The organism is Kitasatospora sp. NPDC101157 (assembly GCF_044768255.1).
Taxonomy (GTDB): Bacteria; Actinomycetota; Actinomycetes; order Streptomycetales; family Streptomycetaceae; genus Kitasatospora.
The window spans coordinates 56,106-78,170 of the sequence record NZ_JBIWPL010000028.1; the positions used below are offsets into that span (position 1 = coordinate 56,106).

A 22,065-nucleotide genomic window follows, 5' to 3' on the forward strand; every position below is an offset into this window, starting at 1 on the left:
CGTGCCACTCCCCGGGCGAGCGGCGGTCGTTCTCGATTGAATGAGCTGCCGTCGGCGCCCTCCCCGCACGCGAACGGGCCCCTGGGCAGCAGAACTGTCCAGGGGCCCGAGCCCGTTCGGTCGCGGCCGCCTCAGGCGCGGTGCAGCGCGAGCCGGGTGGCCAGGCCGCCGCCCACACCGGCGACGAGGGCCACGGGCAGCCACCACAGCGGCCACTGGGCCAGGCCGAGGGCCCCGTCGACCGACCACTGTCCGGGGCCGGTGGCGGTCAGCGCCGCGCCGATGACGATCAGGACGAACGGGAACTCGTACCCGTCGTGCTGCACCCACAGCCCGTGGGGCCACTTGACCGTCAGCGCGACGGTCATCACCCCCATGACGCCCGCGCCGGCCAGCGGAGTGAGCAGGCCGAGGGCCAGCATCAGTCCGGCCCCGACCTGGGTGCCGCCGGCGGCTACCGCGGTGAGCTTGCCGCCGCGGAAGCCGTCGCCCCGGAACTCGGCACTGCCGCCCTCCAGGCCGCCGCCGCCGAGGTGGAAGCTGACCTTCTGGACGCCGTGGCCCGCGATGAGCAGGCCGGCGACCAGGCGCAGCAGGAGAAGGCCCGTGTTCATTTCGGACTCCGTTGGGTCGGTGCGGTCGGTCAGCCGGCGGCGTGCGGGTTGATCATGGACTGGGCGTAGACCAGGCCCATGCCGTAGGCGCCGCCGTGCTCCTTGACCAGCTCGGTCACCGCGACGTAGGTCTCGGTGCGGGCCCAGTCGCGCTGGAGCTCCAGCAGGACCTGGATCCAGGTGACGGGCACGGCGCCGGCGGCGGTCATCCGCTGCAGGGCGTGCTCGTGGGCCAGCGGGCTGACCCCGCCGGAGGCGTCGGCGACGACGTAGACCTCGTAGCCCTGGTCCAGTGCGGAGAGGGCCGGCAGGACGAGGCAGACCTCGGTCCACAGGCCGGAGAGGATGATCTTCTTGCGGCCGGTCGCCTTGACCGCCTCGACCAGGGCCTCGTCCTCCCAAGCGTTCATCGTGGTGCGGTCGACGACCTCCTGGCCGGGGAAGACGGCCTTCAGCTGCGGCAGGATCGGGCCGGAGAAGGACTCGGCGGCGACGGTGGACAGCACGGTCGGCACGTCGAAGATCTTCGCGGCCTTCGCCAGGCCGACGGTGGCGTTGATGATCGCGGTGCGGTCGCCGCTGCCGGTGCCGAAGAACATCTGCGGCTGGTGGTCGACGAACAGCATCATCGCGTTGTCGGGGGTCAGCAGGTCCGGGCTCGGAGCGGCGTGAACGTTCGCGAAGTCGACCATGGGTCTTCTCTTTTCTTGTGAATGCAGGAAATTGACGTGGCATCAGACCGTCCCGGATCACCGGGTCGCCTCGATCGACGACGCTAGTGCGCGGCGGCCCGGGTGTTCTGCCCGCTGTGCGCCCGGGATTGTCCTGACAATGCACGACCGGCCGAACCGGGCCGGCCGACCGCTTCAGTGCGCTGCGGGGCCATCGGTCATGCGCTGCGGAAGTCCTTCGCGCGTGTCGGCTGCCTAGGTTTCGCCGGGCGGCCCCGTCGGGCCGCGATCAGCCAGCGGAAAGGCGGCAACCCGTGCAGATCGGGATATTCAGCGTTGGCGACCTGACGGTCGATCCGACCACGGGACGGGCGCCGAGCGAGCGCGAGCGGATCAAGGCGATGCTGGCCATCGCGCTCAAGGCCGAGGAGGTCGGCCTGGACGTCTTCGCCATGGGCGAGCACCACAACCCGCCGTTCGTCCCGTCCTCGCCGACGACCATGCTCGGCTGGATCGCCGCGCGGACCGAGCGGATCATCCTGTCCACCGCGACCACGCTGATCACCACCAACGACCCGGTGAAGATCGCGGAGGACTACGCGATGCTGCAGCACGTCGCCGACGGCCGTGTCGACCTGATGCTCGGGCGCGGGAACACCGGCCCGGTCTACCCGTGGTTCGGCCAGGACATCCGCCAGGGCATTCCGATCGCGGTGGAGAACTACGCTCTGCTGCACCGGCTCTGGCGCGAGGACGTGGTCGACTGGGAAGGCCGCTTCCGCACCCCGCTGCAGGCCTTCACCGCCACGCCCAGGCCGATGGACGGTGTGCCGCCGTTCGTCTGGCACGGCTCGATCCGCAGCCCGGAGATCGCCGAGCAGGCCGCGTACTACGGCGACGGCTTCTTCCACAACAACATCTTCTGGCCCCAGGAGCACACCCGGCGGATGGTCGAGCTCTACCGCGAGCGCTTCGCCCACCACGGCCACGGCACGCCCGAGCAGGCGATCGTCGGCCTCGGCGGGCAGGTGTTCATGCGGAAGAACTCCCAGGACGCGGTGCGCGAGTTCCGTCCGTACTTCGACAACGCGCCGGTGTACGGGCACGGGCCCTCGCTGGAGGAGTTCACCGAGCAGACCCCGCTGACCGTCGGCAGCCCGCAGGAGGTCATCGAGAAGACGCTCGGCTTCCGCGAGGCCGTCGGTGACTACCAGCGCCAGCTGTTCCTGATGGACCACGCCGGCCTGCCGCTCAAGACGGTGCTGGAGCAACTCGACACCCTCGGCGAGGAGGTCGTGCCCGTCCTGCGCGAGGAGTTCGCCAAGGGCAGGCCCGCGACCGTTCCCGATGCCCCCACCCACGCCACGATCCGGGACAACGTCCCCGACGCCTCCTGACCAGGACGGAGTCCCCCATGGAATCGACCTCGCCGATCACGCTCGCCGTGATCTCGGGCGGCCTCGGCCAGCCCTCGTCCACCCGCCTGCTCGCGGACCGCCTCGTTGAGGCCGCCACCAGCCACCTGGCCCGGGCCGACCGTGAAGTCCTGCTGCACCTGCGGGAGTTGCGTCCCCTGGCCACCCCCATCTCGCACCACCTGCTCTCCGGCTTTCCCGCCCAGCCGCTGGGCGAGGCACTGGAGGAGGTGAGCACGGCGGACGCGCTGATCGCCGTCTCCCCGATCTTCTCGGCCTCCTACAGCGGCCTGTTCAAGTCGTTCTTCGACCTGCTCGACCCCGGCGCCCTGGCGGGCAAGCCGGTGCTGATCGGCGCGACGGGCGGCACCGCGCGCCACTCCCTGGCCCTGGAACACGCGCTGCGCCCGCTCTTCGCCTACCAGCGCGCGCTCGTCGCGCCGACCGCGGTCTTCGCGGCATCCGAGGACTGGGGCGGGACGGGCGACACCCGCACCGACAGCCTGCCGGCCCGGATCGACCGAGCCGGGGGAGAACTCGCGGCGCTGGTCCTCGCAGCCCGGGCGAATCCCCGGCCGGACGGCGGCCCGGCGGTGACCCCCTCGGCTCTCGGCTTCCACTGACCCCGCGCCCGCCCCCACCGAAGACCACCGAACACCAACACCACCGAACTCCATCGAACTCCACCGAAGGAAGAGGCCTCCCTTGTCCACCATGCCCGTTGCCGGAATCCGCCCCGGCGCTCCGGAACAGCCCGCCGACCTCGTCGTGCGCAACGCCAAGGTGCACACCAACGACCCGCGCCGCCCCCGGGCGACCGCGGTGGCCATCCGGGACGGACTGATCCAGGCGGTCGGTAACGACGCGGACGTCGCCCCGCTGGTCGGCCCGGACACGCGGGTGGTCGACGCGCTCGGCCGCCGGGCCGTCCCCGGACTCAACGACGCTCACCTGCACGTCATCCGCGGCGGCCTCAACTACGTGCTGGAGCTGCGCTGGGACGGCGTCCCGACGCTGCGCGAGGCCCTGGCGATGCTCCGGCTCCAGGCCGAGCGCACCCCGCCCGGCCAGTGGGTGCGGGTGGTCGGCGGCTGGTCCGCCGACCAGTTCGCCGAGCGGCGCCTGCCCACCCTGGCGGAGCTCAACGCCGCGGCGCCCGACACCCCCGTCTTCGTCCTCCACCTCTACCAGTCGGCGCTGCTCAACAAGGCAGCCCTACGGGCCGCGGGCTTCACCCGGGACACCCCCGACCCGGCGGGCGGCCAGATCGTCCGCGGACACGACGGCGAGCCCACCGGCCTGCTGATCGCCGCCCCCGGCGCGCTGCTGCTCTACTCGACCCTGGCCAAGGCCCCGATGCTGGACGAGGCCGACCGCCTCGGCTCCACCCGGCACTTCCTGCGCGAGCTGAACCGCTTCGGCCTCACCTCCGCGATCGACGCCGCCGGTGGATTCCAGAGCTTCCCCGAGAACTACGGCACCGTCATGGAACTCGCCCGCCAGGGCGAGCTGACGCTGCGCATCGCCTACCACCTCTTCCCGCAGACCGCGGGGCAGGAACTGGACGACCTCACCCGCTGGGTCAACACCGTGCGTCCCGGGGAGGGCGACGAGTGGCTGCGCCTCAACGGCGCGGGGGAGAACCTCACCTGGGCCGCCGCGGACTTCGAGAACTTCACCGAGCCCAGGCCGCAACTGGGCACCTATGAGACGGAGTTCGAGAAGGCCGTCCGTCTGTTGACGGAGCACGGCTGGGGCTTCCGGCTGCACGCCACCTACGACGAGACCATCCGCCGCGACCTCGCCGTCTTCGAGAAGCTCGCGGCCGAAGGGCTCTTCCCGCAGGGGAACCGCTGGCTCTTCGACCACGCCGAGACCGTCAGCCCGGACAGCCTCGACCGCATCGCCGCCCTGGGCGGCTCCGTGTCCGTTCAGAACCGCCTCTCCTTCCAGGGCGAAGCCTTCGTCGCGCGCTACGGCGCCCCGGCCGCCGCCGAAGCGCCGCCGCTGCGCGCGATGCTGGACCGCGGCCTCACCGTCGCGGCGGGCACCGACGCCACCCGGGTCTCCTCCTACAACCCCTGGGTCGCCCTGCACTGGCTGGTCTCCGGCCGGGCCGTCAGCGGCCGGCGCCTCGCGGCCGAGCACAATCGGCTCAGCCGCGAGCAGGCCCTGGAGCTCTACACCCTCGGCGGTGCCCGCCTCACCGGCGAGGAAGAGGTCAAGGGCCGCCTGACGGTCGGCAGTTACGCGGACCTCGCACTGCTCAGCGCCGACTACTTCAGCGTGCCCGAGGCCGACATCGCACACATCGAGTCCGTCCTCACTGTCGTCGGCGGACACATCGTCCACGCCGCGGCGGAGCACCAGGGGCTGGCCCCCGAGCTGCCCGAGGTGTCGCCGTCCTGGAGCCCGATCACCCGGTTCGGCGGCTACCACGCCACCCCCGCCCCCAGCCTGGCCGGCGTCCGCCAGGCCGAAGGCGTGCTGGAGGCCGTGGCGGCCTCCGGCGAGCAGCGCGCCTGGCGCGCGGCTCGCGGCCTCGCCCTCCCCGGGCAGCCGCAGGTGCAGCTGGACCCCTGCTTCTTCTGACTGGAAGCCGACTCCACCCGGGGCGCCGCCGGACCACGGCGGTGCCCCCGCCCACATCCCCCCTGCCGCCCGAGGAACCGTCGTGACCACACCCGCAGCCGATTCCCGTACCGCACCCCCGCCGCCGTTGCCCGGACCGAAGATCCACGACCGCCACCCGCTCGCACTGGCCCTGTTCGGCCTCACCCTGGTCAGCGGTCTGATCGACGCCGTCAGCTACCTCGGCCTCGGCCACGTCTTCACCGCGAACATGACCGGCAACGTCGTCGTCATCGCCTTCGCGCTTGCCGGAGCACCCGGATTCTCCGTCACCGGCTCATTGACCTCGCTCGCAGCCTTCCTCCTCGGCGCGCTCCTGGCCGGCCGGATCGCCACCCGGCACGCCGGAACCCGGCGCCCCGCACAGCTGCGCACGGTCTTCATCCTGGAGGTCGCGCTGTACGGTGCGGCCGCCGCCATCGTCTTCGTCCGGAACGCGGACGGCCCCGGCCCCGCACAGTACGCCGTGATCGCCCTGCTCGCCCTGGCGATGGGCATCCGCAACGGCACCGTACGCGGCCTCGGCGTGCCGGACCTCACCACCACCGTGCTCACCCTGACCCTGACCGGCCTGGCCGCCGACTCCCGCCTGGCCGGCGGCTCCGCCCCCCGCAGGCGCAGGAAGCTCCTCTCCGTCGCCACCATGCTCGCCGGCGCCGCCCCGGGCGCCGTCCTCGTGCTGCACGGACAGACCGCCTGGGCCCTGGTCGCCAGCGCGGTCCTGGCCGGCGGCACCCTCCTGCTCTACCGCGAGTGACAGGCGGGACGGCTGACGAACAACACCGGCGGCCTGGAGGCCGTCGGCAACCACATCGGCGGATCCCTGATGGTCACCGGCAACACCGGCACCGGGCCCTCCCCCGAGGACAGCCGCCCCGAGATCGAGGGCAACACCATCGCAGGCTCCCTGGCCTGCTCCGGCAACACCTCGCCCTCCACCACGACCGCCACCCCAACGCCACTGAGGCCACACGAGAAGCCCGGGGGCCCGGCCGTGCTCACGTGTTCGAGGCGGCTATTCCAGTTGAGGTTGATTGATGTGGTTACTTGAAGCAGGTGCGTCCGCCACTGGCGTACTCTCACCGGTGAGGTACGCCGGCGGGGGATAGGGGAGCCACCCCGGCCGATCCCGTGTCGGTGTCACCAGGCCTTCTCGCCAGTCAGTGGCCGCGACGCCCGTGGCGCGAGGCGGTGCAACGAATCGACTTGTCAAAAGCCGGTCGGGCGAGACCGCAGGCCTCGTTCGCCGGCGTGAGTGGGGATGGGCTGGGGTTGCCGGAGGCCGGCGCCGCTGCTTGAATCTGCCCAATTGCGGCTGCCTGTCGGTCAGTTGTCGCCGAAGTCGAACGCGGCCGTGACGGGTGCGTGGTCGCTCCAACGCTCCGCGTGGGAGGTGGCCCGCTCGACATAGGCCGCGATGCATTTGTCCGCGATGCCCGGAGTCGTCGCGATGAGGTCGATCCTCCAGCGGATGGACGCCTTTTCTAAAAGAGCCCACTCGTTCGAGAACAGCCTGTTCGAGGGTGTCTGCCGGCCTGGGCGGTAGGGGGAGGCCCATGGGCATTGTGACGGCTTCGCGCCGGTTCGGGCAGTGGTGGGTTCGCGTGTGTCGGACACGCACGGGGACGAGGGCAAGGTCTCGCACCTGATCCAGGCGGAGTCCGCGACCCGGCACGCGCTCTCGAAGGAATGGGTCCTCGACCACACGCTCTGGCTCCCGCCCGACGCCGTCCACGTCAGCGTCGACGACGGCGTCGTCACCCTGACCGGCACGGTCGACCGCAAGAGCCTCATCCCGGTCATCGAGCGACTGTGCCGCGCCGTGGACGGGGTCGTGGCCGTCCACCACACGCTCCAGCACACGTCGGACGGCAGCCACCTCGACATAGGCGCCGCCGTGACGCGCGGCATGCCCGGACCGCACTCCGCGGCCACGCACCCGAAGTGATCGGGCGCGGTGTCCCGGGCCCGGATCGCCACACCACCTCGGACCGCGTCCAGCGGTGGCTCGCCCGCAAGGGCTCGGTCCGCGCGCTGAACCACCACCGCTACGCCCAGTGGGACGCGGAGTGGCGCCAGGTCGAGCCGCGCTGGTCCAAGCGGCTCCCCAGCTGAGCGAGTCGGCGCGGCCGAGGATCGGACGTCGCCGGCCGGTCGGATCGGGCCGACCGGCCCGCGAAGGCGGGGCGTTCGGCCACTGCCCGCGTGGGGACCGACATGTCCGACCGCCACAGGCCGGAGCACCTCCGGACGGCTTGGGGCGGGCGGACGAGCGGGCCCCTGCCGACTCCGGAAGCGGCCCGGCGAGGTCCGCTCTGGTCGTGTGTCAGGTTCCTCTGGAGATCTCTATCCGTCGAGTCGGCTTACCGGCCTCGCCGATGGGAGCCTTCACCGTCAGCACGCCCTTGTCGTAACTGGCCGTGATCTCCTGCTCCTTCACACCGTCGGGCAGCCTGATGTTGCGGGTGAAGGAGCCGTAGCGGAACTCGGAACGCTGCTTCTCCTTCTTCTCCTCGCTGCGTTCGGCATGGACGGTCAGGACCCCGCCCTCGAAGGTGATCTCGACGTCCTTGTCCGGGTCGATCCCCGGAAGTTCGGCCTTCACCACGTAGGCCCCGCCCTCCTCAGACTCCTCGACCCGGATGAGGTGCTCGCCCATCCGCAGGTCCGCGGGAAAGTCCTCGAACAGCTCCGAGAACGACGGCCACCAGCGCGCACGCCGCTGAAGCGGATCGCCGGCCATCTCGCACCCTCCTCGCTTGGGTGACCCCTTTCCTCCATGCTGCTGCGCCGACCGCCGGACCGCGATCGGAGCCAGTCGCCCTACATCAACTCCCATATCCGGTCACCGTGTTCGCGGGTTGTGACAGTGCGCTACAGCTGCGGCCCCGATCGGAGGCGGACGGCCGACACGCGACTCCGCGCAGCACCGAGGCTCCAAGGTTGCGAAGCCGCGCTGCGCCGCGGCCCTCCGGCGATCCAGCCCAGTGCCGCACTCCGGGAGTGTGGCGGCGGGCCCGACTGGGTGGGTCCGGGCGGCCCTGCCTGAGGTGTCCCGGTGGCGGATGACGGGGGCGGAGGCAGGAGATGATCACACGCAGTCGCTTCCCCACCCGGCATCCGACCGGGCGGGCCAGACCCCGCCACTGCCCACTGCCTCGCCGACCCCCGACCTCCGGCGCCGGAGCGAGGAGCGGCTGCGGAGCGTCGAGGCGGCGGCTCCGGGCACACGGTCGGGCTGGCCCGACCGGGCGGGCGCGTGGTACCCGCTCGGTTGCCCGAGTAGCTACCCGGCGTCGGCGTGCGGGTCCGGCAGATTCGGCCGATGCTGCCAGGAGGAGGTGCCGGGGCGCGCCGGGCAGCCCGCGTTTGCGATGGCTGCCAGGACGCCCTCGGACTGACGGGAAGGGTAGGCCATGACCGTCAAGCAGACTCGGGGGAGGATCGTCGTCGGGGTGGACAGCTCCGAGCAGTCCCGGCGGGCACTGCGCTGGGCAGTTCGGCAGGCGGAGCTGACCGGCGCGGATGTGGAGGCCGTCCTTGCCTGGGAGCCGCCGTTCTCCGGATGGGGCAGCAGGGTCCCGGCCGTCGAGGAGCAGGCGCTCGCGGACATCGCGGGGAAGGTCCTGGCCGAGAGCATCGAGAAGGCGGTGGGCGTCGAAGTCCCGGTGGAGATCACCGCCCGTGTGGAGGAGGGCACTGCGGCGCAGGTGCTGCTGAAGGCTGCCGCGGCTGACGACGTCAGGCTGCTGGTGGTGGGCAGCCGAGGGGTCGGCGGCTTCACTGGTGCCCTGCTGGGCTCGGTCGGCCAGCACTGCGCCCAGCACGCGCCGTGTTCAGTCGTGATCGTGCGCGATCGCTGACGCAGAGCTGCCGCGCCCGCCGACCGCGGGTCACTGCTCGGTTTTCTCGGCCGTCCTGCAGGGTTGGCAGGGATCCGCTCTGGTGCCGGTTCTGCCCTGCCTCGCGGCAGCCCGTGGAGATCGCCGACCGGTCGTCCGCCGGGTTCAGCGCAGGGTGCTCCGGCTCGCGGCACGGCGCCTGCGGGCGATCAGGTCGAGGACGTCGACGGTGACGATCCCGGCCAGTCGGCCGTCGTCCAGGACGAGGACCGGCGGCGGCGCGGCCGCACGGTCCAGGACCTCGACGAGATCGTCCTGCGGTACGGCGGTCAGACAGCGCGACAGGGGCGTGGCGACCTCGCGGGCCCGCACCTCGCCACGGCGGGCGGGTGGGAGCGCCGCGAGGCGGCGCAGGTCGAGCAGGCCGCTCGCGCGGCCGTCGACGTCGACCAGGGGGACCATCGGCCGGTGGGCGTGGGCGTGGGCGTGGGCGTGGGCGTGGGCGTGGGCGGCGGGGTCGGCGGCGAGCAGCCGGTCCGCGGTGAGCCAGTCGGGCGCGGCGGTCGCCGGGATCATGACCTGGCCGATCCGGACGCCGCGCAGTGCGGCCACCAGCGCGGCGCGGCGGACCTCGGCCGTGGCGGACGACCACATGAACAGTCCGACGAGGACGAACCAGAATCCGGCGTCGTTACCGTAGAGCAGCCCGACCCAGCCGGCGGCCGACAGCAGGAGACCGACGGCCTGACCGGCCCGCCCGGCGACACGCTCGGCGCGTTCACGGTCACCCCGGCGCCACCAGACCGCCGCCTGGAGGAGTCGGCCACCGTCCAGGGGCGCGGCGGGCAGCAGGTTGAACACACCGAGCAGCAGGTTGGTCCAGCCGGTCCACAGCAACACCGCCGAGGGCACCGCCCAGTGCACGGTGTGCAGCGCGCCGAGTCCGGCGGCCAGGGACAGTCCGCCCAGGACCAGGCTGGTGAGCGGCCCGATCCCGGCGACGGCGAACTGCAGCCGCGGGCTCGGGGGACGCCCCATCCGGGTGAGGCCGCCGAGTGCGAAGACGGTCATGTCGTCGACGCGAATGCCGGCGCGGCGCGCGGTGACCGCGTGGGCCGCCTCGTGCAGCAGCAGGCTCACGGTGAGCAGCAGCGCCCCGATCAGGCCCGCGAGGGCGTAGGCGGCTGCGGAGCGGCCCGGAACCCAGGCGGGGAGAGTCTGCCTGGCCAGGCCGACGCCGAGGAACAGGATCAGGACGGGCGCGCTCCAGTGGATCCGCAGCGGTATGCCGAAGATCCTGCCCAGCCGTGCGGACCCGTGCATGCCGGCCTCTCCGGGAGTGTGTCGAAGGCCTTCGAGGCTTCCACTGTCCTCCCGCCGCGAGGGCCGGCAGAGGGCCGTACGGGCTTGCCGCCAGGGCTGTCGGACCCCCAGAGCCGTCGCCTCGTGCTGCCGGGAGCTGCCCGGCCGGATCGCCGCCGGAGACGCGGGCGCCGATGCCGCGGGCCCCGGCGGATCGCGCGCATCGCACCGGCCGCGGCGGCGTCGAAGACGTGCATGGTCAGGTGATGTTCGGCAGCGAGGACCAGGGCTAAGGCCTACCGAGCGCCTTCGCGGCCGTGTCCGTCTGCGGCACCCGGTACGGATTGCCCGCACTGGTGCACGGGACCAGCCTGGAACGGTGAGGCGGATTCGGCTGCGGACGGGCACGAGGGGAGTTGTCGGCGGTGACCGGGCTGCAAGGGTCGCGGAGCGGTCATCGGGCCGTGCCGCACACCGCGGACCTGCGACTGGAGGCATGGGCTGCGACGGCGGAGGGCTGCATCCGCGAGGCGGTCGATCATTTCACAACCAGTGCACACTCGGCGGCGTCAACCGATGAGAGGCATCGAGAAGCGTCGAGCGGAGACCACGAGGTTGGTCCACAGCCCACTGCGCGGCGCCACGCAGTGTGACTGGTCGTGGAGGTGCAGTGTCGAATCCTCAGCGGCCTTGATCGTCGACGACGGTCTCGAAGAAGTCTCGAAGCATCGCTGGCGCTGTGTTCTGTGTGAGCTCGTGTCCGCCGAATCGGTACACCTGATAACCCTTGAGCCGTAGGGCCCGATCCTCGGAGACCATCTTCGAGTACAGGCGCGGAGATGCAATGTCGCCTTCGGCGTAGTGCTGTTTGCCGTCGACCTCCACGACAATTCGCACAGCTCCGGGGAGTAGGAGCAGAAAGTCCATGCGTTCGCGGCCCAGGACGCTGTCTTTGCCTCCCCGTTCTGCGCGGGTCCGAGGGTCGAGGTGCAAGTAGACCTGGGGGAGCAGTGCGGGGTAGGCGGCTCCTGCCTCGTTGATCGGAAAGTGCCGACAGTAGGTTCGGAAGAGGAGCTGCTCGGGGGTGGTCGCGTCAGGGTGTTGCGGGTCGTGGTGTAGTGAAGTCCAGAGGCGTTTGTAGAGGGCATGCCCGACGGCTTGATCTGTCGCGTCTTCGGGGAAGGGAACCTGGGTCCGCCACCAGTCCATCAAGCTGCCCCATGTGAGGCCGGAAGCTCCCAGGGGACGGTCGTACTGGAGGCAGAACTCGCCGTTCTTCACGACCAGGAGGTCGTTGTTGATGGCGTCGCCGAGTACGAACTCCGGTTTGGGCCCGTTGGAGGCGAAGATCAGGTTCTTCATGGTGCCCGGAACGCCGGCGCCGATGGGGCAGGGCGTGAACACGGGTGCGCCACTGATGCTGTCGGTCTCGGCGAGTTCGAATCCGTCGTGCATCAGTGCTGCGTTGATGCGGGCACGGAGCTGCTCGACTTCTGTGGCGTCGGTGCGGACCGCGGGATGGAGCATTTCGGCAAGAAACCGGAGCAGGTATTCGTCGCCGTCCGCGAGAGCGAATCTAGGGTCGGTCCAGATCCAGTCCGCCTCCCAGTCGTTCGGATCGGCAATGCAGTGGTGCCCGATGTCCTGGGTGGCGGTGGTGTGCCTGGGGTCGTTGCTGGGCAGGTTGTCGAGGTCGTACAGGTGGCCGAGGAACTGTACCTCGTCGAGCGTGCCCCACCAGTTGATCGGCAGGCGTTCGCGCAATCGCCTGCGTGTGACATCGGTGATTCGGTGAGATCGCGGGCGGTCGTGCACTAGATGTGGATGGTGGGTGTCGAGCTTGCCCAGTACGGGCTCGAAGAGTCCGGCGAGGTATCTGCGCCGGGCATCGTAGCTGCCACTCATGCCGTGTTGCTTCCAGTAGCCCTTGAAGCTCTTGAAGTCCCGGAAGGGCGGGGCGAATGGCACTTCGAGTCGTCGAAGCACCATGGGGAGCGCCCCGAGAAGGACGGCCATTTCGTTGTCGTCGAGGCGTCCCGTGCCACCGGTGGCGAACGCCTCCAGGTCCGTCCTGGCGATTCGGATGAGCTCGTAGGCGGCATCCAGGTCGGTCACGTCATCCAGCGGGCCGGTGCGCAGGCGCTCTACTCGTTCGGAGTCGAGACCGGTTCTGGCGAATCCGAATCCTCCGGGGCTGGCGTGCTGGCGTACGAAGGGCTCGTGATTCACAGCGCCGTTCATCTCCGGGGCCTAGAAGTCGACGTCGAGGACGGTGTAAGGGCGCCGGTCCAGCTTCGCTCTGCGGGTCTTCTCCCGCAGCCAGTCGGCAACACTCTTTTCGCGCTCCAAGAGCAGCACCAACTCGCGCAGCTCGCCGAGCACCATCACTTTGTGTGTGAGGAAGCGTTCGCACTCCGCGACCGCCGGGGCACTGTACCCGGATGCTGAGATCATCAGTCCGCTGACATCGGGGCGGCCCATGAGCCGAACCAAGTGGCGGCTGACCGGGTTGACGTCCAGCGGCTTGGCCCACCACTTCACCTCGACGAGGAAAGTCTGGCCGTCGAGCTCGACGACACCGTCGATCTGTTCAGCGGCCTCGCCGTCCTCCAGCCAGAGAGTGAAGGACTCCCTCACGCCGATCCCGTCGAGGGCGAAGACACGGTTGAGGAGAGCCTCCAACTCCAGGCCGCGCTTCTGTGCATCTCCCATCGAGAAGAGAGCAGCAATCTGTGCCCTCAGGTCCGAGTAGAGGGCGCTCCGACGCCTGCGCTCGTCCTCCGCAGCTCGGCGATCGGCCAGGTGCGCCTCGCGTTCCCGGTCGCGCTCCTGCTGCATGCGGGTGAAGGAGTCCTTCACACCGACGACCTGGCGTATCTGCCCGACGAGACCGCGGGCCTTGAGCTGGTCGTCGGGCCAGCAGGTCGAGAAGTCCTCGAACTCGGTGACCCGGCGCAGCAGCGCACGGCGCACCCCGAGGCTTTGGTCGCCCTGTTCGTTCAGTTGCCTGATCACCTCGCGGGCGATCTCGTACTTGCTCACCGCGCTGCGGTCAACCGCGAGTTGCTGGCGGAACCTGCCAAGGAGTGCCTCGTTGGTTCCTGCGCCGCGTAGGAAGTTGACGACGTCGTCCTTGCTGCGGCAGAGCAAGGGGATGGTGTCTGTCAACAAGGCCATCAGCTCTGGGGGCCAGTGGTACGCGGCGTCATGGGCCATTGAGGGCGGTGCTCCCGACTCTTCGCGGCAAATGGCTACGGAGGCATGCCTCCGCGATGGAAACCATCATCCATCTGACCGCGCGACTTGTCCTCAACTCGGCTGAGAACACGACCTCGTAGCTGTCGGCATAGCTGGCCGCAGCACCGGCACCCCAAGCGGTTGCGGAGTGGCGGCCCACTTCTCCTGGCCGGCCCTCTCGTCAGCGTTTCCATCGTCCGGCTGCGTCACAAGGCCACAGGGCGAGGGGAGTTCAGCGGCGGTCGCGGTGCTGGTCGGACTGTGCCGAACGGTCGAGCTCGCCGGCATCCGGGGGAGCGGGTGCGGAGGGCTGGGTGGTGGCCCAGGAGGCCAGGAAGGCCAGGGCTTCGTGACTGGGGGTGCCCGGTTCCGCGGTCCAGACGACGATCTGCTGGTCCGGGTCGGTGGCGCAGGCGAGCGTCTCCCAGTCCAGGGTGATTTCGCCGACGAGCGGGTGGTTGAGCTTCTTGACGCCGGCGGTCTGGGCGGCGACGTTGTGGGCGGCCCACCACTGACGGAAGTGGGGGTCCTTGATGGCCAGGTCGCCGACCAGTTCGCTCAGCTGCGGGTCGTCCGGATGGCGTGCGGCTTCCATGCGCAGGAAGGCGACGCAGTCCGGCGCTATGGTCTCCCAGTTCCTGTAGCGCTCCCTGATCTCGGAATCGGAGAAGACGAGCCGGGCGTAGTTGCGCTGCTTGTCGGGGAGCCGGGAGAAGTCGGTCAGCAGGGCGGCGGCGAGCGGGTTCCAGGCCAGGATGTCCATCCGGCGGCCGAGGATGATCGCGGGGGCGCCGAGCAGGTCGAGCAGGCGCAGGGTCTGCGGCCTGACCTTCTGCGTGTGCGGGCGGCGGGGGCGCGGAGCGTCCTTGCCGGCCAGTTCGAGGAGGTAGGTCCGCTGGTCCTGGTTCAGGCGGAGCACTGTCGCCAGGGTTGCCAGGACGGGGGCGGACGCCTTGAGGCGGCCCTGTTCGACCCGGGTGTAGTACTCGACGCTGATGGAGGCGAGCTGGGCGACCTCCTCGCGGCGCAGGCCGGGCACGCGTCGGTGCCGGCCATCGGAGGGCAGCCCGAGCGTCTCGGGGCTCAGTTCGGCGCGCCGCGCCTTGAGGAACTGGCTGAGTTCGTTGCGGTTCGCGTCCGTGCCCATGCGGCCACGGTACTGCGGCGATCACCCGCAGCGGTGTGACGGCGGGGGGGTAGAAAACGCTACCCCCCATGTAGGCCGCCGGTCGCGTTGCGTACTCGAACGGCCCAGGAGAGGGGTAGGAATCCTTACCCTGCACAGTCGTCGTCCGGCGTGGAACCGTGGAATCACCGCAGATCCCTGGGAAACGCAGGTGGACCCCGAGGCCCGCCCGTGCCCTCTTCCTCTCTGCGGAACCGAATCCACTTCCAGGAGGCGCCAGCCATGGAGACCGTCACCTTCAAGAACAAGCACGTCGACGTCGCCGCGGACATCCACTTCCCGCCCGGCTTCGACCCGGCGCGCAAGTACCCGGCCATCGTCAGCGCCCACCCGGTCGGCAGCTGCAAGGAGCAGACGTCCGGATCGGTGTACGGCAAGGCGTTCGCGGAGGCGGGCTTCATCGTCCTCGCGTTCGACGCGGCCTTCCAGGCCGCCAGCGGCGGCGAGCCCCGCCAGCTGGAGGACGCCACCTGGCGCGTGGAGGACTTCCGCTGCGCCGCCGACTACCTCGTCACCCTTCCCTACGTGGACGAGGACCGCATCGGCGTGTTCGGCATGTGCGCCGGCGGCGGCTACACCTGGGCCGCCGCGATGACCGAGCGCCGCTTCAAGGCGGTGGCCACCGTCACCGGCGTCAACCTGGGCCGCCTGCTGCGCCAGGGCGACATGTCCCCCGACGCCGCCATCAAGACGCTGGAGGCCATCGCCGCGCAGCGCACCATCGAGGCCCGCGGGGGCGAGCAGCGGCTCGACAGCTCGCTGCCGCCGTCGGTGGAGAAGGCCAGGGAGCTCGGCCTCGTCCCGCCGCTGCACATCGACGTGGCGGAAGCCACCGAGTACTACAAGACGCCGCGTGGCGCCCACCCGCACGGGACCAATCTGTGGTCGTTCTCCTCGATGGCGCCCACCGTCTGGTTCGACGCCTACCACCTGGCGGACAAGCTGTTGACCCAGCCGCTGCTGCTCGTCGTCGGCAACAAGCCGGGCGAGTTCGGCGCGTATCGCGACGCGCACACGGTCTTCGACCTCGCCGCGTCCAAGGACAAGGAACTGCTCATCATCCCCGACGTCTCGCACTACGACCTCTACGACAAGCCCGAGGCGGTCGGGCCCGCGCTGGACGCCCTCATCCCGTTCTTCACCAAGCACCTCTGAGCAGACCCGTCCTCCGCGCGGCCCCGGTCGCGTGCCCGTACGGCGCCACCCGGTCGGCCGAGCGAGCGGTTGCGCACCCATCGCCCGGCCGGCCACCCCGACCCTTCTTCCAGGAGCCCCGCTCATGAGCACGCCCTCGCCCGAAACGATCGCCACCGCCCTGGCCCAGGGATTCGCCTACACCCGGCGCGTCCCGGTCCTGCGCCGGCCCGACGAGTACGGCCTCGCCTACGAGGACATCACCTTCCCCTCCCAGGACGGCACCCCGCTGGAGGGCTGGTTCATCCCCGCCGACTCCGACAAGCTCGTGATCGCCAACCACCCCATGCCGTGCAACCGCTACGGCTACCCCGGGCACCTGCCCCAGTACGCCACCCCGTTCGCCGACTTCGAGATCAACTTCCTTCCCGACTACAAGAACCTTCACGACGCCGGCTACAACGTCCTCGCCTACGACCTGCGCAACCACGGCCGCAGCGGCGCGGCCAACGGCGGCCTGGTCGGCATCGGCCTGCTGGAGTACCGCGACGTCATCGGCTCGGTGCGCTACGGCCGCGAGCGCCTGGGCGTCGACAACTCCCGCATCGCCCTCCTCTCCCGCTGCCTCGGTGCGAACTCCACGATCGTCGCGATGTCCAAGCACCCCGAGGAGTTCGACGGCGTCCGAGCCCTCGTCGCCGTCCAGCCCGTCTCGCTGCGCGCGCTCGCGGAGACCGCCCTGGCCCAGGTGCCCGGCGGGATCGGCCTGCTGGAGACCGAGCTGAAGAACCTGACCGGCTTCGACCTGGACGAGCTGTCCCCGCTGGACTTCGCGAAGGACGTCACCGTGCCGACGCTGATCGCCCAGGTCCACCACGACTCCAGCACCCGCCCCGAAGACGTCCAGGGCATCTACGACAACCTCGCCACCGCCGACAAGAGGCTGCACTGGATCGAGGGAACGACCCGCCGATTCGACGGCTACAACTACTTCCCCGAGAACCCCGAGCAGATGATCGGCTGGTTCACCTCCCACCTCGTCTGAGCGACTGACCGCGAAAGGGATCATCATGACCAACGTCCTCGTGCTCGGCGCGTCCGGGCAGATCGCCTCCTGGGCCATCGACATGCTCGCCGACCAGGGTGCGACGCTGACGCTCTTCGCCCGCAACAAGAACCGCATCAGCAACGTTCCCGCCGGCGCGACCGTGATCGAAGGCGACGCGACCAACCGCGCGGCACTCGCCGAAGCGATCCGCGGACAGGACGTCGTCTACGCGAACCTCGCCGGCAACATCGACGAACAGGCCCGAGCAATCGTCGCCGCCATGGAAGCGGAGGACGTCAAGCGCCTGATCTTCGTGACCGCGCTGGGCATCCACCAGGAAGTGCCCGGAGAGTTCGGCCGCTGGAACCGCGCCACCATCGGTGCGTCCACGCTCGACACCTACGCGGCCGCCTCCGACACGGTCGAGGCTTCGTCGCTGGACTACACCGTGCTGCGCCCGGCCTGGCTCTCCGATGCCGACGAGGTCTCCTACGAACTCACCCAACGCGACGAGCCGTTCAAGGGCACCACGGTCTCCCGCAAGAGCGTCGCCGCGCTCGTCGCCGACATCGTCGCCCACCCCAACACGCACGTGCGCGAGAACCTCGGCGTGAACAAGCCCGGCACCGACGGCGACCACCTCGTCTGGTAGGAGCCACCCGCACTTGCGCATCCACAGCAATCCCAGCGCGAGCACGGGAAATTGACCCCTGTCGTCACGACAGGACCACCAGCTTTCACGTAAAGGTGTTTTCGACCATGGACTGGGTTGCTTTCCGGGACGCGGCTCGGCGCGGCATGCAACCGGGCAAGCCGTTCCAGGAGCCCGTCAAGCTGATCCGGGTCGCGGTCGGCATGTTGATCGTGACGGTCATCGGCTACCTCCTGCACGACCCGGTGGAACAACTGCTGGTCACCGTGGGCGCGTTCCTGGGCGCGATCGCCGCGCTCATGCCGCACAACCGGTCCCGCGTCGTCGCGACACTCGCGACCAGCGCCGCGCAGATCGCTGCCGCGGGGCTGGGGATCGTGTTCGCGGGGCGCTGGGTGTTCGTACTGCCGCTCATCTTCGTGCTGTTCCTGGCCTCCGGGCTCCTGCGGGCTGTCGCGATCGGCATCAGCATGCGCCTGACGGTCGTCACCATCGTCTTCCTGGCGTTCGCCGAGATCTCATCAGGGCTGACGGTGGGCCCGGTCGAAGCCGTCGCCTTCTTCACCGTGGGGTTCCTGATCATGAACCTCTCCCAGCTGCTTCCCCCGTACGGATCGCGGCACTCGACGCAGCGCCGTGCCGTCGCAGGCTTCTACCGGGCGATCGCGGCCGGCAACTCTGCGGACTCCGCACTCCTGGCGGCCGACCGAAGCCTGGCGCTGCTGCGGTGGCGCAGTCATCCCGAGCTCGACCGGCTCACGCAACTCGTGGTGCGTGGCGAGGAGATCGGGCAGTTGATGCGCGCACTCGACAACCGTGCAGACGACGAATCCACCCTTTGGCACGAGGCCGCCTCGCGGCAACTGGGCCGCATCGCATCGGCGATCTCGCGCCCGCGACCGGACGGCTCCCTCGGCGCGGCCCCATGGCCGGGCGAACCGCGAACCGAGCTCCAGCGCGCTGTAGCACGGGCAGTGGCGGCCACTACTCGGCTCGCCGCCGGTGAGGACACTTCCCCCGCATCCGACGAGCGTCGCACCCCGACTTCGCTCGAACTGGTCCTGGACGAGCTGCGCCGGGGCTCGCCGATCCTGCACCACGCACTGCGGCTGGCCACGGTCTGCGTCGTCGCGCAGGTCGTCGGCCTGGCAGTGGGCGCATGGCTCGGACCGGCCACCATGCTGGCAGGGCACGGCTTCTGGGTGGTCGTCGCGGCGGCCCTGACCGTGTTCCCGGACTACGGCTCCACCTTCGCCCGTGGCGTCGGCCGTTCCCTCGGCACCGTCGCGGGCGCGGTCGTCGCTGTCGCGCTGTCCTTCCTCCCCGACGTGCCGGCCCTCCACGCCGTCGTGCTGCTCCTGCTGTTCTACGGCTTCCTCGCGTTCCGCAGCTGCGGGCAGCCGTTCACGATGTTCTGGGTGGTGGCCTGGATCGGCTCGCTGACCCACGGCTCGCTCGGTGCGACCACGCGCGGCCTCGACACGATCATCGGCTGCCTGCTCGCGTTCGCCGCCTACCTCATCGCTCCCACGTGGCAGCGCGGCATGCTCACCGAGCACCTCACGGAGTGGGCCGAGGCGACCGCGCGTCAGATCGACGCGCTGGTACTCCTGTGGGCAGCGGAGGACAAGGCACACCGGACTGCGGTCGCCCACTCCGTCGTGCGTGCCCGACTGACCGCGCTGGAGTTCACCGCGGCGGCCCGCAGCGCCCGTTTCGAGCCCCACGACCGGCACGGCCGCTGGCAGAACGATGCCCTCGACCCGGCCGTCGACGCGGTGACGAGCGTGCGCCGACAGATCGCGGCGCTCTCCGCGCTCGCGCCCCTCTGGAACGCCGAGGAACGCGCAGCTGTCTCCTCCGACGTTGCGGCTGCCTCGCGAGACCTCGAAACGCTCGGCCCGAGATCCCTGAGCGCCCCACGGCCCACCGATCCCGACGGCGTTGACGAAGGGACGACCTCCACGGACACCGTCGCGGCACTCGGGCGACTGCGTGGGGGCATCACGGCCTTGGAGAGGCTCGCCGCGGCCCAGACCCCGGTCGGTTCCCGATGAGCCGACGGCCCGTACCCGGCGCGGGGGCGTGACCTGGGCAAAAGCCCGGACAACTCATTCGGTGACCGCGAAGACGGACCCCATCACTCCACCTTGATGCCGCACGGCACGGAAGGAAAGAAAGCAATGTCAGAGACCCTGTGGCACGGCCACTACGACAGCCTGTTCATCGGCGGCGAATGGGTCGCCCCGTCCACCGACGAGAAGCTGACGGTGCTCTCCCCGTACACGGAACAGCCCATCGCGACCGTCCCGATGGGCGTCGAAGCCGACATCGACCGGGCCGTCGCGGCGGCTCGCAAGGCGTTCGACGAAGGGCCGTGGCCACGGATGACGCTGGCCGAACGTTCGGAGATCATGCGCAGGCTCAGCGCCGAGATGCAGACGAACGAGCAAGCCATGGCCGAACTCGTGTCCTCCGAAATGGGCACACCGATCCAGCACTCGGTCCCCATCCAGGCACGCCGTCCCCGACTGATCGTGGACCAGATGATCGAACTCGCCCAGAGCTACCCGTTCGAGGAGATCCGCGAGGTCCCCTCCGGCCGAGCCCTCGTGCACCGCCGCCCCAACGGCGTTCTCGGCGCCATCGTCCCCTGGAACGCACCCCACCTGATCACCATCATGAAGCTCGCACCGGCCCTGCTGGCCGGCTGCACCGTAGTGGTCAAGTCCGCTCCCGACGCGCCACTGAACCAGTACCTCTTCGCCCAGATGGCGCAGAAGGCCGGCCTGCCCGCCGGCGTGCTGAACATCGTCTCCGGCGACCGGCCGGCCAGTGAGCACCTGGTCTCCCACCCCGGGGTCGACACGATCTCCTTCACCGGATCAACGGGCGTGGGAAAGAGCATCGCCGCCGCGTGCGCCGCGCTGCTGCGCCCCGTCACCCTCGAACTCGGCGGCAAGTCCGCCTCCGTGCTGCTCGACGACGTCGACGTGGAGTCCACGGTCGACAAGGTGCTGCATGCGGCCTTGCGCAGCAATGGCGAGGTCTGCACCGCCAAGACGAGGATCGTGCTTCCCCGAAGCATCTCCGGCCGGTTCGTTGACGCACTGGCTGCGAAGGTCAGGGCCCTCAGGATCGGCGACCCGCTCGACCCCGAGGTCTACTTCGGCCCCCTGGTGAGCGCTCTCCACCGCGATCGCGTCGAGGGCATGATCGCCGCCGCCGTGAAGGAGGGAGCGGTTCCGATCATCGGTGGCCGCCGTCCGAAGGGGCTGGACACCGGCTGGTTCGTGGAGCCGACCATCTTCACCGGCGTCACCCCGTCGATGAACATCGCCCAGGAGGAGGTCTTCGGGCCGGTGCTCTCGGTGCTTGAGTACGACACCGAAGAAGAGGCCCTGGCGATCGCCAACGACTCCCGCTACGGGCTCAGCGGCGCGGTGTTCTCCGCCGACCCGATGCGCGCCACGCGCTTCGCCACGCGCATGGAGACCGGCATGACGGAGGTCAACGGATGCCCGGCCGGGCTCGCGGCACCGTTCGGCGGTGTGAAGGACAGCGGGCTCGGACACGAGCTCGGCCTCGAAGGCTTCGACGAGTTCGTCGAGATCAACAGCATCGGCATCCCCTCGGACCTGCCCTGGCCCACCCACTGAACGCACCACCCATAAACGGCTTGGGGTTCCCGGTGGCCTCGTCGGCGTGCCGCACGTCTGCCAGGCGCCGCTCTCGGGCCGGGCTGGACCGGTCAGGCAGCCTGGTGACGGCTGCCCCGATGGCCCGCCACGCTACCCGGCGAAAGCCGGTCGGTTCCGCCCTTTCCCCTCCCCGCACAGCCCCCAAGGAGCACCACATGGAATTCGTCGAGCCCCGACCCACCGGCAAGGGCCCCCAGGACTGGTTCAACGGAGACGTCTGGTTCGACGTCATCCACGCAGGCCAGGAACCCTCCCGCCTGCGCCAACATGGTGCGCTTCGCACCCGGCGCCCGTACCGCCTGGCACCACCACGCAGTCGGCCAGACCCTGCACGTAGTCGCCGGTATCGCCCTGATCGGCACCCGCGACGGCACCGTCTTCGAAGCCCACCCCGGTGAGACGGTGACCTGCCCGCCGGGCGAGCAACACTGGCACGGCGCCACCGCCGACCGCTTCATGCAGCACATCGCGCTGTGGGACGGCACCGCACCCGGCGACGACCAGCTGGAAACGACCTGGCTGGAACACATCACCGACGAGCAGTACAACGGTCGGCGGACCCGCAGCCACTGACCCCGCGGCAGCCCCGGGAGGCCGTGCTACGACCTGACCGCCGCCCTGGCGCACGAGAC

The 22,065-nt window shown here is 70.2% G+C and carries 19 protein-coding genes and 2 pseudogenes; 13 read left to right on the forward strand and 8 right to left on the reverse strand.

The genetic code is table 11. The features are described from left to right. Positions 1-131 precede the first annotated feature (131 nt). Positions 132-614: a DoxX family protein gene (locus tag ACIRVF_RS35905; RefSeq protein WP_033354361.1), complete on the reverse strand. Its 483-nt coding sequence runs from the start codon at positions 612-614 to the stop codon at positions 132-134. Positions 615-643: 29 nt separating this feature from the next. Beyond that, a complete protein-coding gene (locus ACIRVF_RS35910; RefSeq protein ID WP_402827703.1) occupies positions 644-1,306 on the reverse strand; it encodes a hydrolase in 663 nt (220 codons plus the stop codon). A gap of 293 nt (positions 1,307-1,599) precedes the next feature. Here ACIRVF_RS35910 and ACIRVF_RS35915 point away from each other — a divergent pair, with 293 nt between their 5' ends. From ACIRVF_RS35915 to ACIRVF_RS35930, 4 genes are all read left to right on the forward strand, one after another. Continuing rightward, entirely contained in the window at positions 1,600-2,682 is a 1,083-nt protein-coding gene (locus tag ACIRVF_RS35915; RefSeq protein WP_402827706.1) for an LLM class flavin-dependent oxidoreductase, read from the forward strand. A 17-nt stretch (positions 2,683-2,699) separates the two neighbouring features. Continuing rightward, the gene (locus ACIRVF_RS35920) at positions 2,700-3,323 is read left to right on the forward strand and encodes a CE1759 family FMN reductase (RefSeq protein WP_402827709.1); all 624 of its coding nucleotides are present in this window, start codon (positions 2,700-2,702) and stop codon (positions 3,321-3,323) included. Positions 3,324-3,414: 91 nt separating this feature from the next. Further along, positions 3,415-5,292, forward strand: coding sequence for an amidohydrolase (locus tag ACIRVF_RS35925; protein WP_402827844.1), 1,878 nt, complete (start codon positions 3,415-3,417; stop codon positions 5,290-5,292). A gap of 82 nt (positions 5,293-5,374) precedes the next feature. Further along, on the forward strand, positions 5,375-6,088 hold the full coding sequence (locus tag ACIRVF_RS35930; protein ID WP_402827712.1) for a YoaK family protein: 714 nt from the start codon (positions 5,375-5,377) through the stop codon (positions 6,086-6,088). 569 nt (positions 6,089-6,657) lie between these two features. Here ACIRVF_RS35930 and ACIRVF_RS35935 read toward each other — a convergent pair. Beyond that, positions 6,658-6,798: pseudogene (locus ACIRVF_RS35935) on the reverse strand (exodeoxyribonuclease III); the annotation flags it as partial. A gap of 139 nt (positions 6,799-6,937) precedes the next feature. Here ACIRVF_RS35935 and ACIRVF_RS35940 point away from each other — a divergent pair. Together ACIRVF_RS35940 and ACIRVF_RS35945 are read left to right on the forward strand one after the other, a co-directional pair. Next, positions 6,938-7,279, forward strand: coding sequence for a BON domain-containing protein (locus tag ACIRVF_RS35940; protein WP_402827715.1), 342 nt, complete (start codon positions 6,938-6,940; stop codon positions 7,277-7,279). Further along, a complete protein-coding gene (locus tag ACIRVF_RS35945) occupies positions 7,276-7,446 on the forward strand; it encodes a hypothetical protein (protein WP_402827718.1) in 171 nt (56 codons plus the stop codon). The genes ACIRVF_RS35940 and ACIRVF_RS35945 overlap by 4 nt, the downstream gene beginning before the upstream one ends. Before the next feature lie 211 nt (positions 7,447-7,657). Here the strand turns inward: ACIRVF_RS35945 and ACIRVF_RS35950 are convergent, their stop codons facing one another. Then, positions 7,658-8,074, reverse strand: a complete 417-nt coding sequence (locus ACIRVF_RS35950; RefSeq protein ID WP_402827721.1) for an Hsp20/alpha crystallin family protein — start codon at positions 8,072-8,074, stop codon at positions 7,658-7,660. A 673-nt stretch (positions 8,075-8,747) separates the two neighbouring features. On the opposite strand from ACIRVF_RS35950, the gene ACIRVF_RS35955 reads away from it, so the two are divergent. Then, a complete protein-coding gene (locus ACIRVF_RS35955) occupies positions 8,748-9,194 on the forward strand; it encodes a universal stress protein (protein ID WP_402827724.1) in 447 nt (148 codons plus the stop codon). Between the two features lie 144 nt (positions 9,195-9,338). Here ACIRVF_RS35955 and ACIRVF_RS35960 read toward each other — a convergent pair whose 3' ends face one another. The 4 genes from ACIRVF_RS35960 to ACIRVF_RS35975 form a co-directional block, all read right to left on the reverse strand. After that, positions 9,339-10,496: a site-2 protease family protein gene (locus tag ACIRVF_RS35960; RefSeq protein ID WP_402827727.1), complete on the reverse strand. Its 1,158-nt coding sequence runs from the start codon at positions 10,494-10,496 to the stop codon at positions 9,339-9,341. A gap of 660 nt (positions 10,497-11,156) precedes the next feature. Next, entirely contained in the window at positions 11,157-12,716 is a 1,560-nt protein-coding gene (locus ACIRVF_RS35965) for a hypothetical protein (protein ID WP_402827730.1), read from the reverse strand. A gap of 9 nt (positions 12,717-12,725) precedes the next feature. Next, complete coding sequence (locus tag ACIRVF_RS35970; protein WP_402827733.1) at positions 12,726-13,691, reverse strand: restriction endonuclease; 966 nt, start codon at positions 13,689-13,691, stop codon at positions 12,726-12,728. Between the two features lie 253 nt (positions 13,692-13,944). Next, complete coding sequence (locus ACIRVF_RS35975; protein ID WP_402827736.1) at positions 13,945-14,859, reverse strand: helix-turn-helix domain-containing protein; 915 nt, start codon at positions 14,857-14,859, stop codon at positions 13,945-13,947. Positions 14,860-15,120: 261 nt separating this feature from the next. Between ACIRVF_RS35975 and ACIRVF_RS35980 the strand changes: the two genes are divergently transcribed. The 6 genes and pseudogenes from ACIRVF_RS35980 to ACIRVF_RS36005 all read left to right on the forward strand — a co-directional run bounded on the left by ACIRVF_RS35980 (position 15,121) and on the right by ACIRVF_RS36005 (position 22,006). Further along, positions 15,121-16,053, forward strand: coding sequence for an alpha/beta hydrolase (locus ACIRVF_RS35980; protein ID WP_402827738.1), 933 nt, complete (start codon positions 15,121-15,123; stop codon positions 16,051-16,053). 124 nt (positions 16,054-16,177) lie between these two features. Next, positions 16,178-17,077, forward strand: a complete 900-nt coding sequence (locus tag ACIRVF_RS35985) for an alpha/beta hydrolase (protein WP_402827741.1) — start codon at positions 16,178-16,180, stop codon at positions 17,075-17,077. Positions 17,078-17,102: 25 nt separating this feature from the next. Continuing rightward, positions 17,103-17,732 carry an SDR family oxidoreductase gene (locus ACIRVF_RS35990; RefSeq protein WP_402827744.1) on the forward strand — a complete coding sequence of 210 codons (630 nt, stop codon included), beginning with the start codon at positions 17,103-17,105 and terminating at the stop codon, positions 17,730-17,732. A 107-nt stretch (positions 17,733-17,839) separates the two neighbouring features. Beyond that, positions 17,840-19,789, forward strand: coding sequence for an FUSC family protein (locus ACIRVF_RS35995; RefSeq protein WP_402827747.1), 1,950 nt, complete (start codon positions 17,840-17,842; stop codon positions 19,787-19,789). 126 nt (positions 19,790-19,915) lie between these two features. Beyond that, on the forward strand, positions 19,916-21,391 hold the full coding sequence (locus ACIRVF_RS36000) for an aldehyde dehydrogenase (RefSeq protein ID WP_402827750.1): 1,476 nt from the start codon (positions 19,916-19,918) through the stop codon (positions 21,389-21,391). 197 nt (positions 21,392-21,588) lie between these two features. Continuing rightward, positions 21,589-22,006 (forward strand): annotated as a pseudogene (locus tag ACIRVF_RS36005) (cupin domain-containing protein). Positions 22,007-22,065: the final 59 nt, after the last annotated feature.

Bases quoted from the DNA above. Each gene is read 5' to 3' on its own strand.
- ACIRVF_RS35995 (WP_402827747.1), top strand. From the start codon at position 17,840: ATGGACTGGGTTGCTTTCCGGGACGCGGCTCGGCGCGGCATGCAACCG.
- ACIRVF_RS35905 (WP_033354361.1), bottom strand. From the start codon at position 614: ATGAACACGGGCCTTCTCCTGCTGCGCCTGGTCGCCGGCCTGCTCATC.
- ACIRVF_RS35910 (WP_402827703.1), bottom strand. From the start codon at position 1,306: ATGGTCGACTTCGCGAACGTTCACGCCGCTCCGAGCCCGGACCTGCTG.
- ACIRVF_RS35920 (WP_402827709.1), top strand. From the start codon at position 2,700: ATGGAATCGACCTCGCCGATCACGCTCGCCGTGATCTCGGGCGGCCTC.
- ACIRVF_RS35980 (WP_402827738.1), top strand. From the start codon at position 15,121: ATGGAGACCGTCACCTTCAAGAACAAGCACGTCGACGTCGCCGCGGAC.
- ACIRVF_RS35960 (WP_402827727.1), bottom strand. From the start codon at position 10,496: ATGCACGGGTCCGCACGGCTGGGCAGGATCTTCGGCATACCGCTGCGG.
- ACIRVF_RS35965 (WP_402827730.1), bottom strand. From the start codon at position 12,716: ATGAACGGCGCTGTGAATCACGAGCCCTTCGTACGCCAGCACGCCAGC.
- ACIRVF_RS35955 (WP_402827724.1), top strand. From the start codon at position 8,748: ATGACCGTCAAGCAGACTCGGGGGAGGATCGTCGTCGGGGTGGACAGC.
- ACIRVF_RS35970 (WP_402827733.1), bottom strand. From the start codon at position 13,691: ATGGCCCATGACGCCGCGTACCACTGGCCCCCAGAGCTGATGGCCTTG.
- ACIRVF_RS36000 (WP_402827750.1), top strand. From the start codon at position 19,916: ATGTCAGAGACCCTGTGGCACGGCCACTACGACAGCCTGTTCATCGGC.
- ACIRVF_RS35990 (WP_402827744.1), top strand. From the start codon at position 17,103: ATGACCAACGTCCTCGTGCTCGGCGCGTCCGGGCAGATCGCCTCCTGG.
- ACIRVF_RS35975 (WP_402827736.1), bottom strand. From the start codon at position 14,859: ATGGGCACGGACGCGAACCGCAACGAACTCAGCCAGTTCCTCAAGGCG.
- ACIRVF_RS35985 (WP_402827741.1), top strand. From the start codon at position 16,178: ATGAGCACGCCCTCGCCCGAAACGATCGCCACCGCCCTGGCCCAGGGA.
- ACIRVF_RS35925 (WP_402827844.1), top strand. From the start codon at position 3,415: ATGCCCGTTGCCGGAATCCGCCCCGGCGCTCCGGAACAGCCCGCCGAC.
- ACIRVF_RS35950 (WP_402827721.1), bottom strand. From the start codon at position 8,074: ATGGCCGGCGATCCGCTTCAGCGGCGTGCGCGCTGGTGGCCGTCGTTC.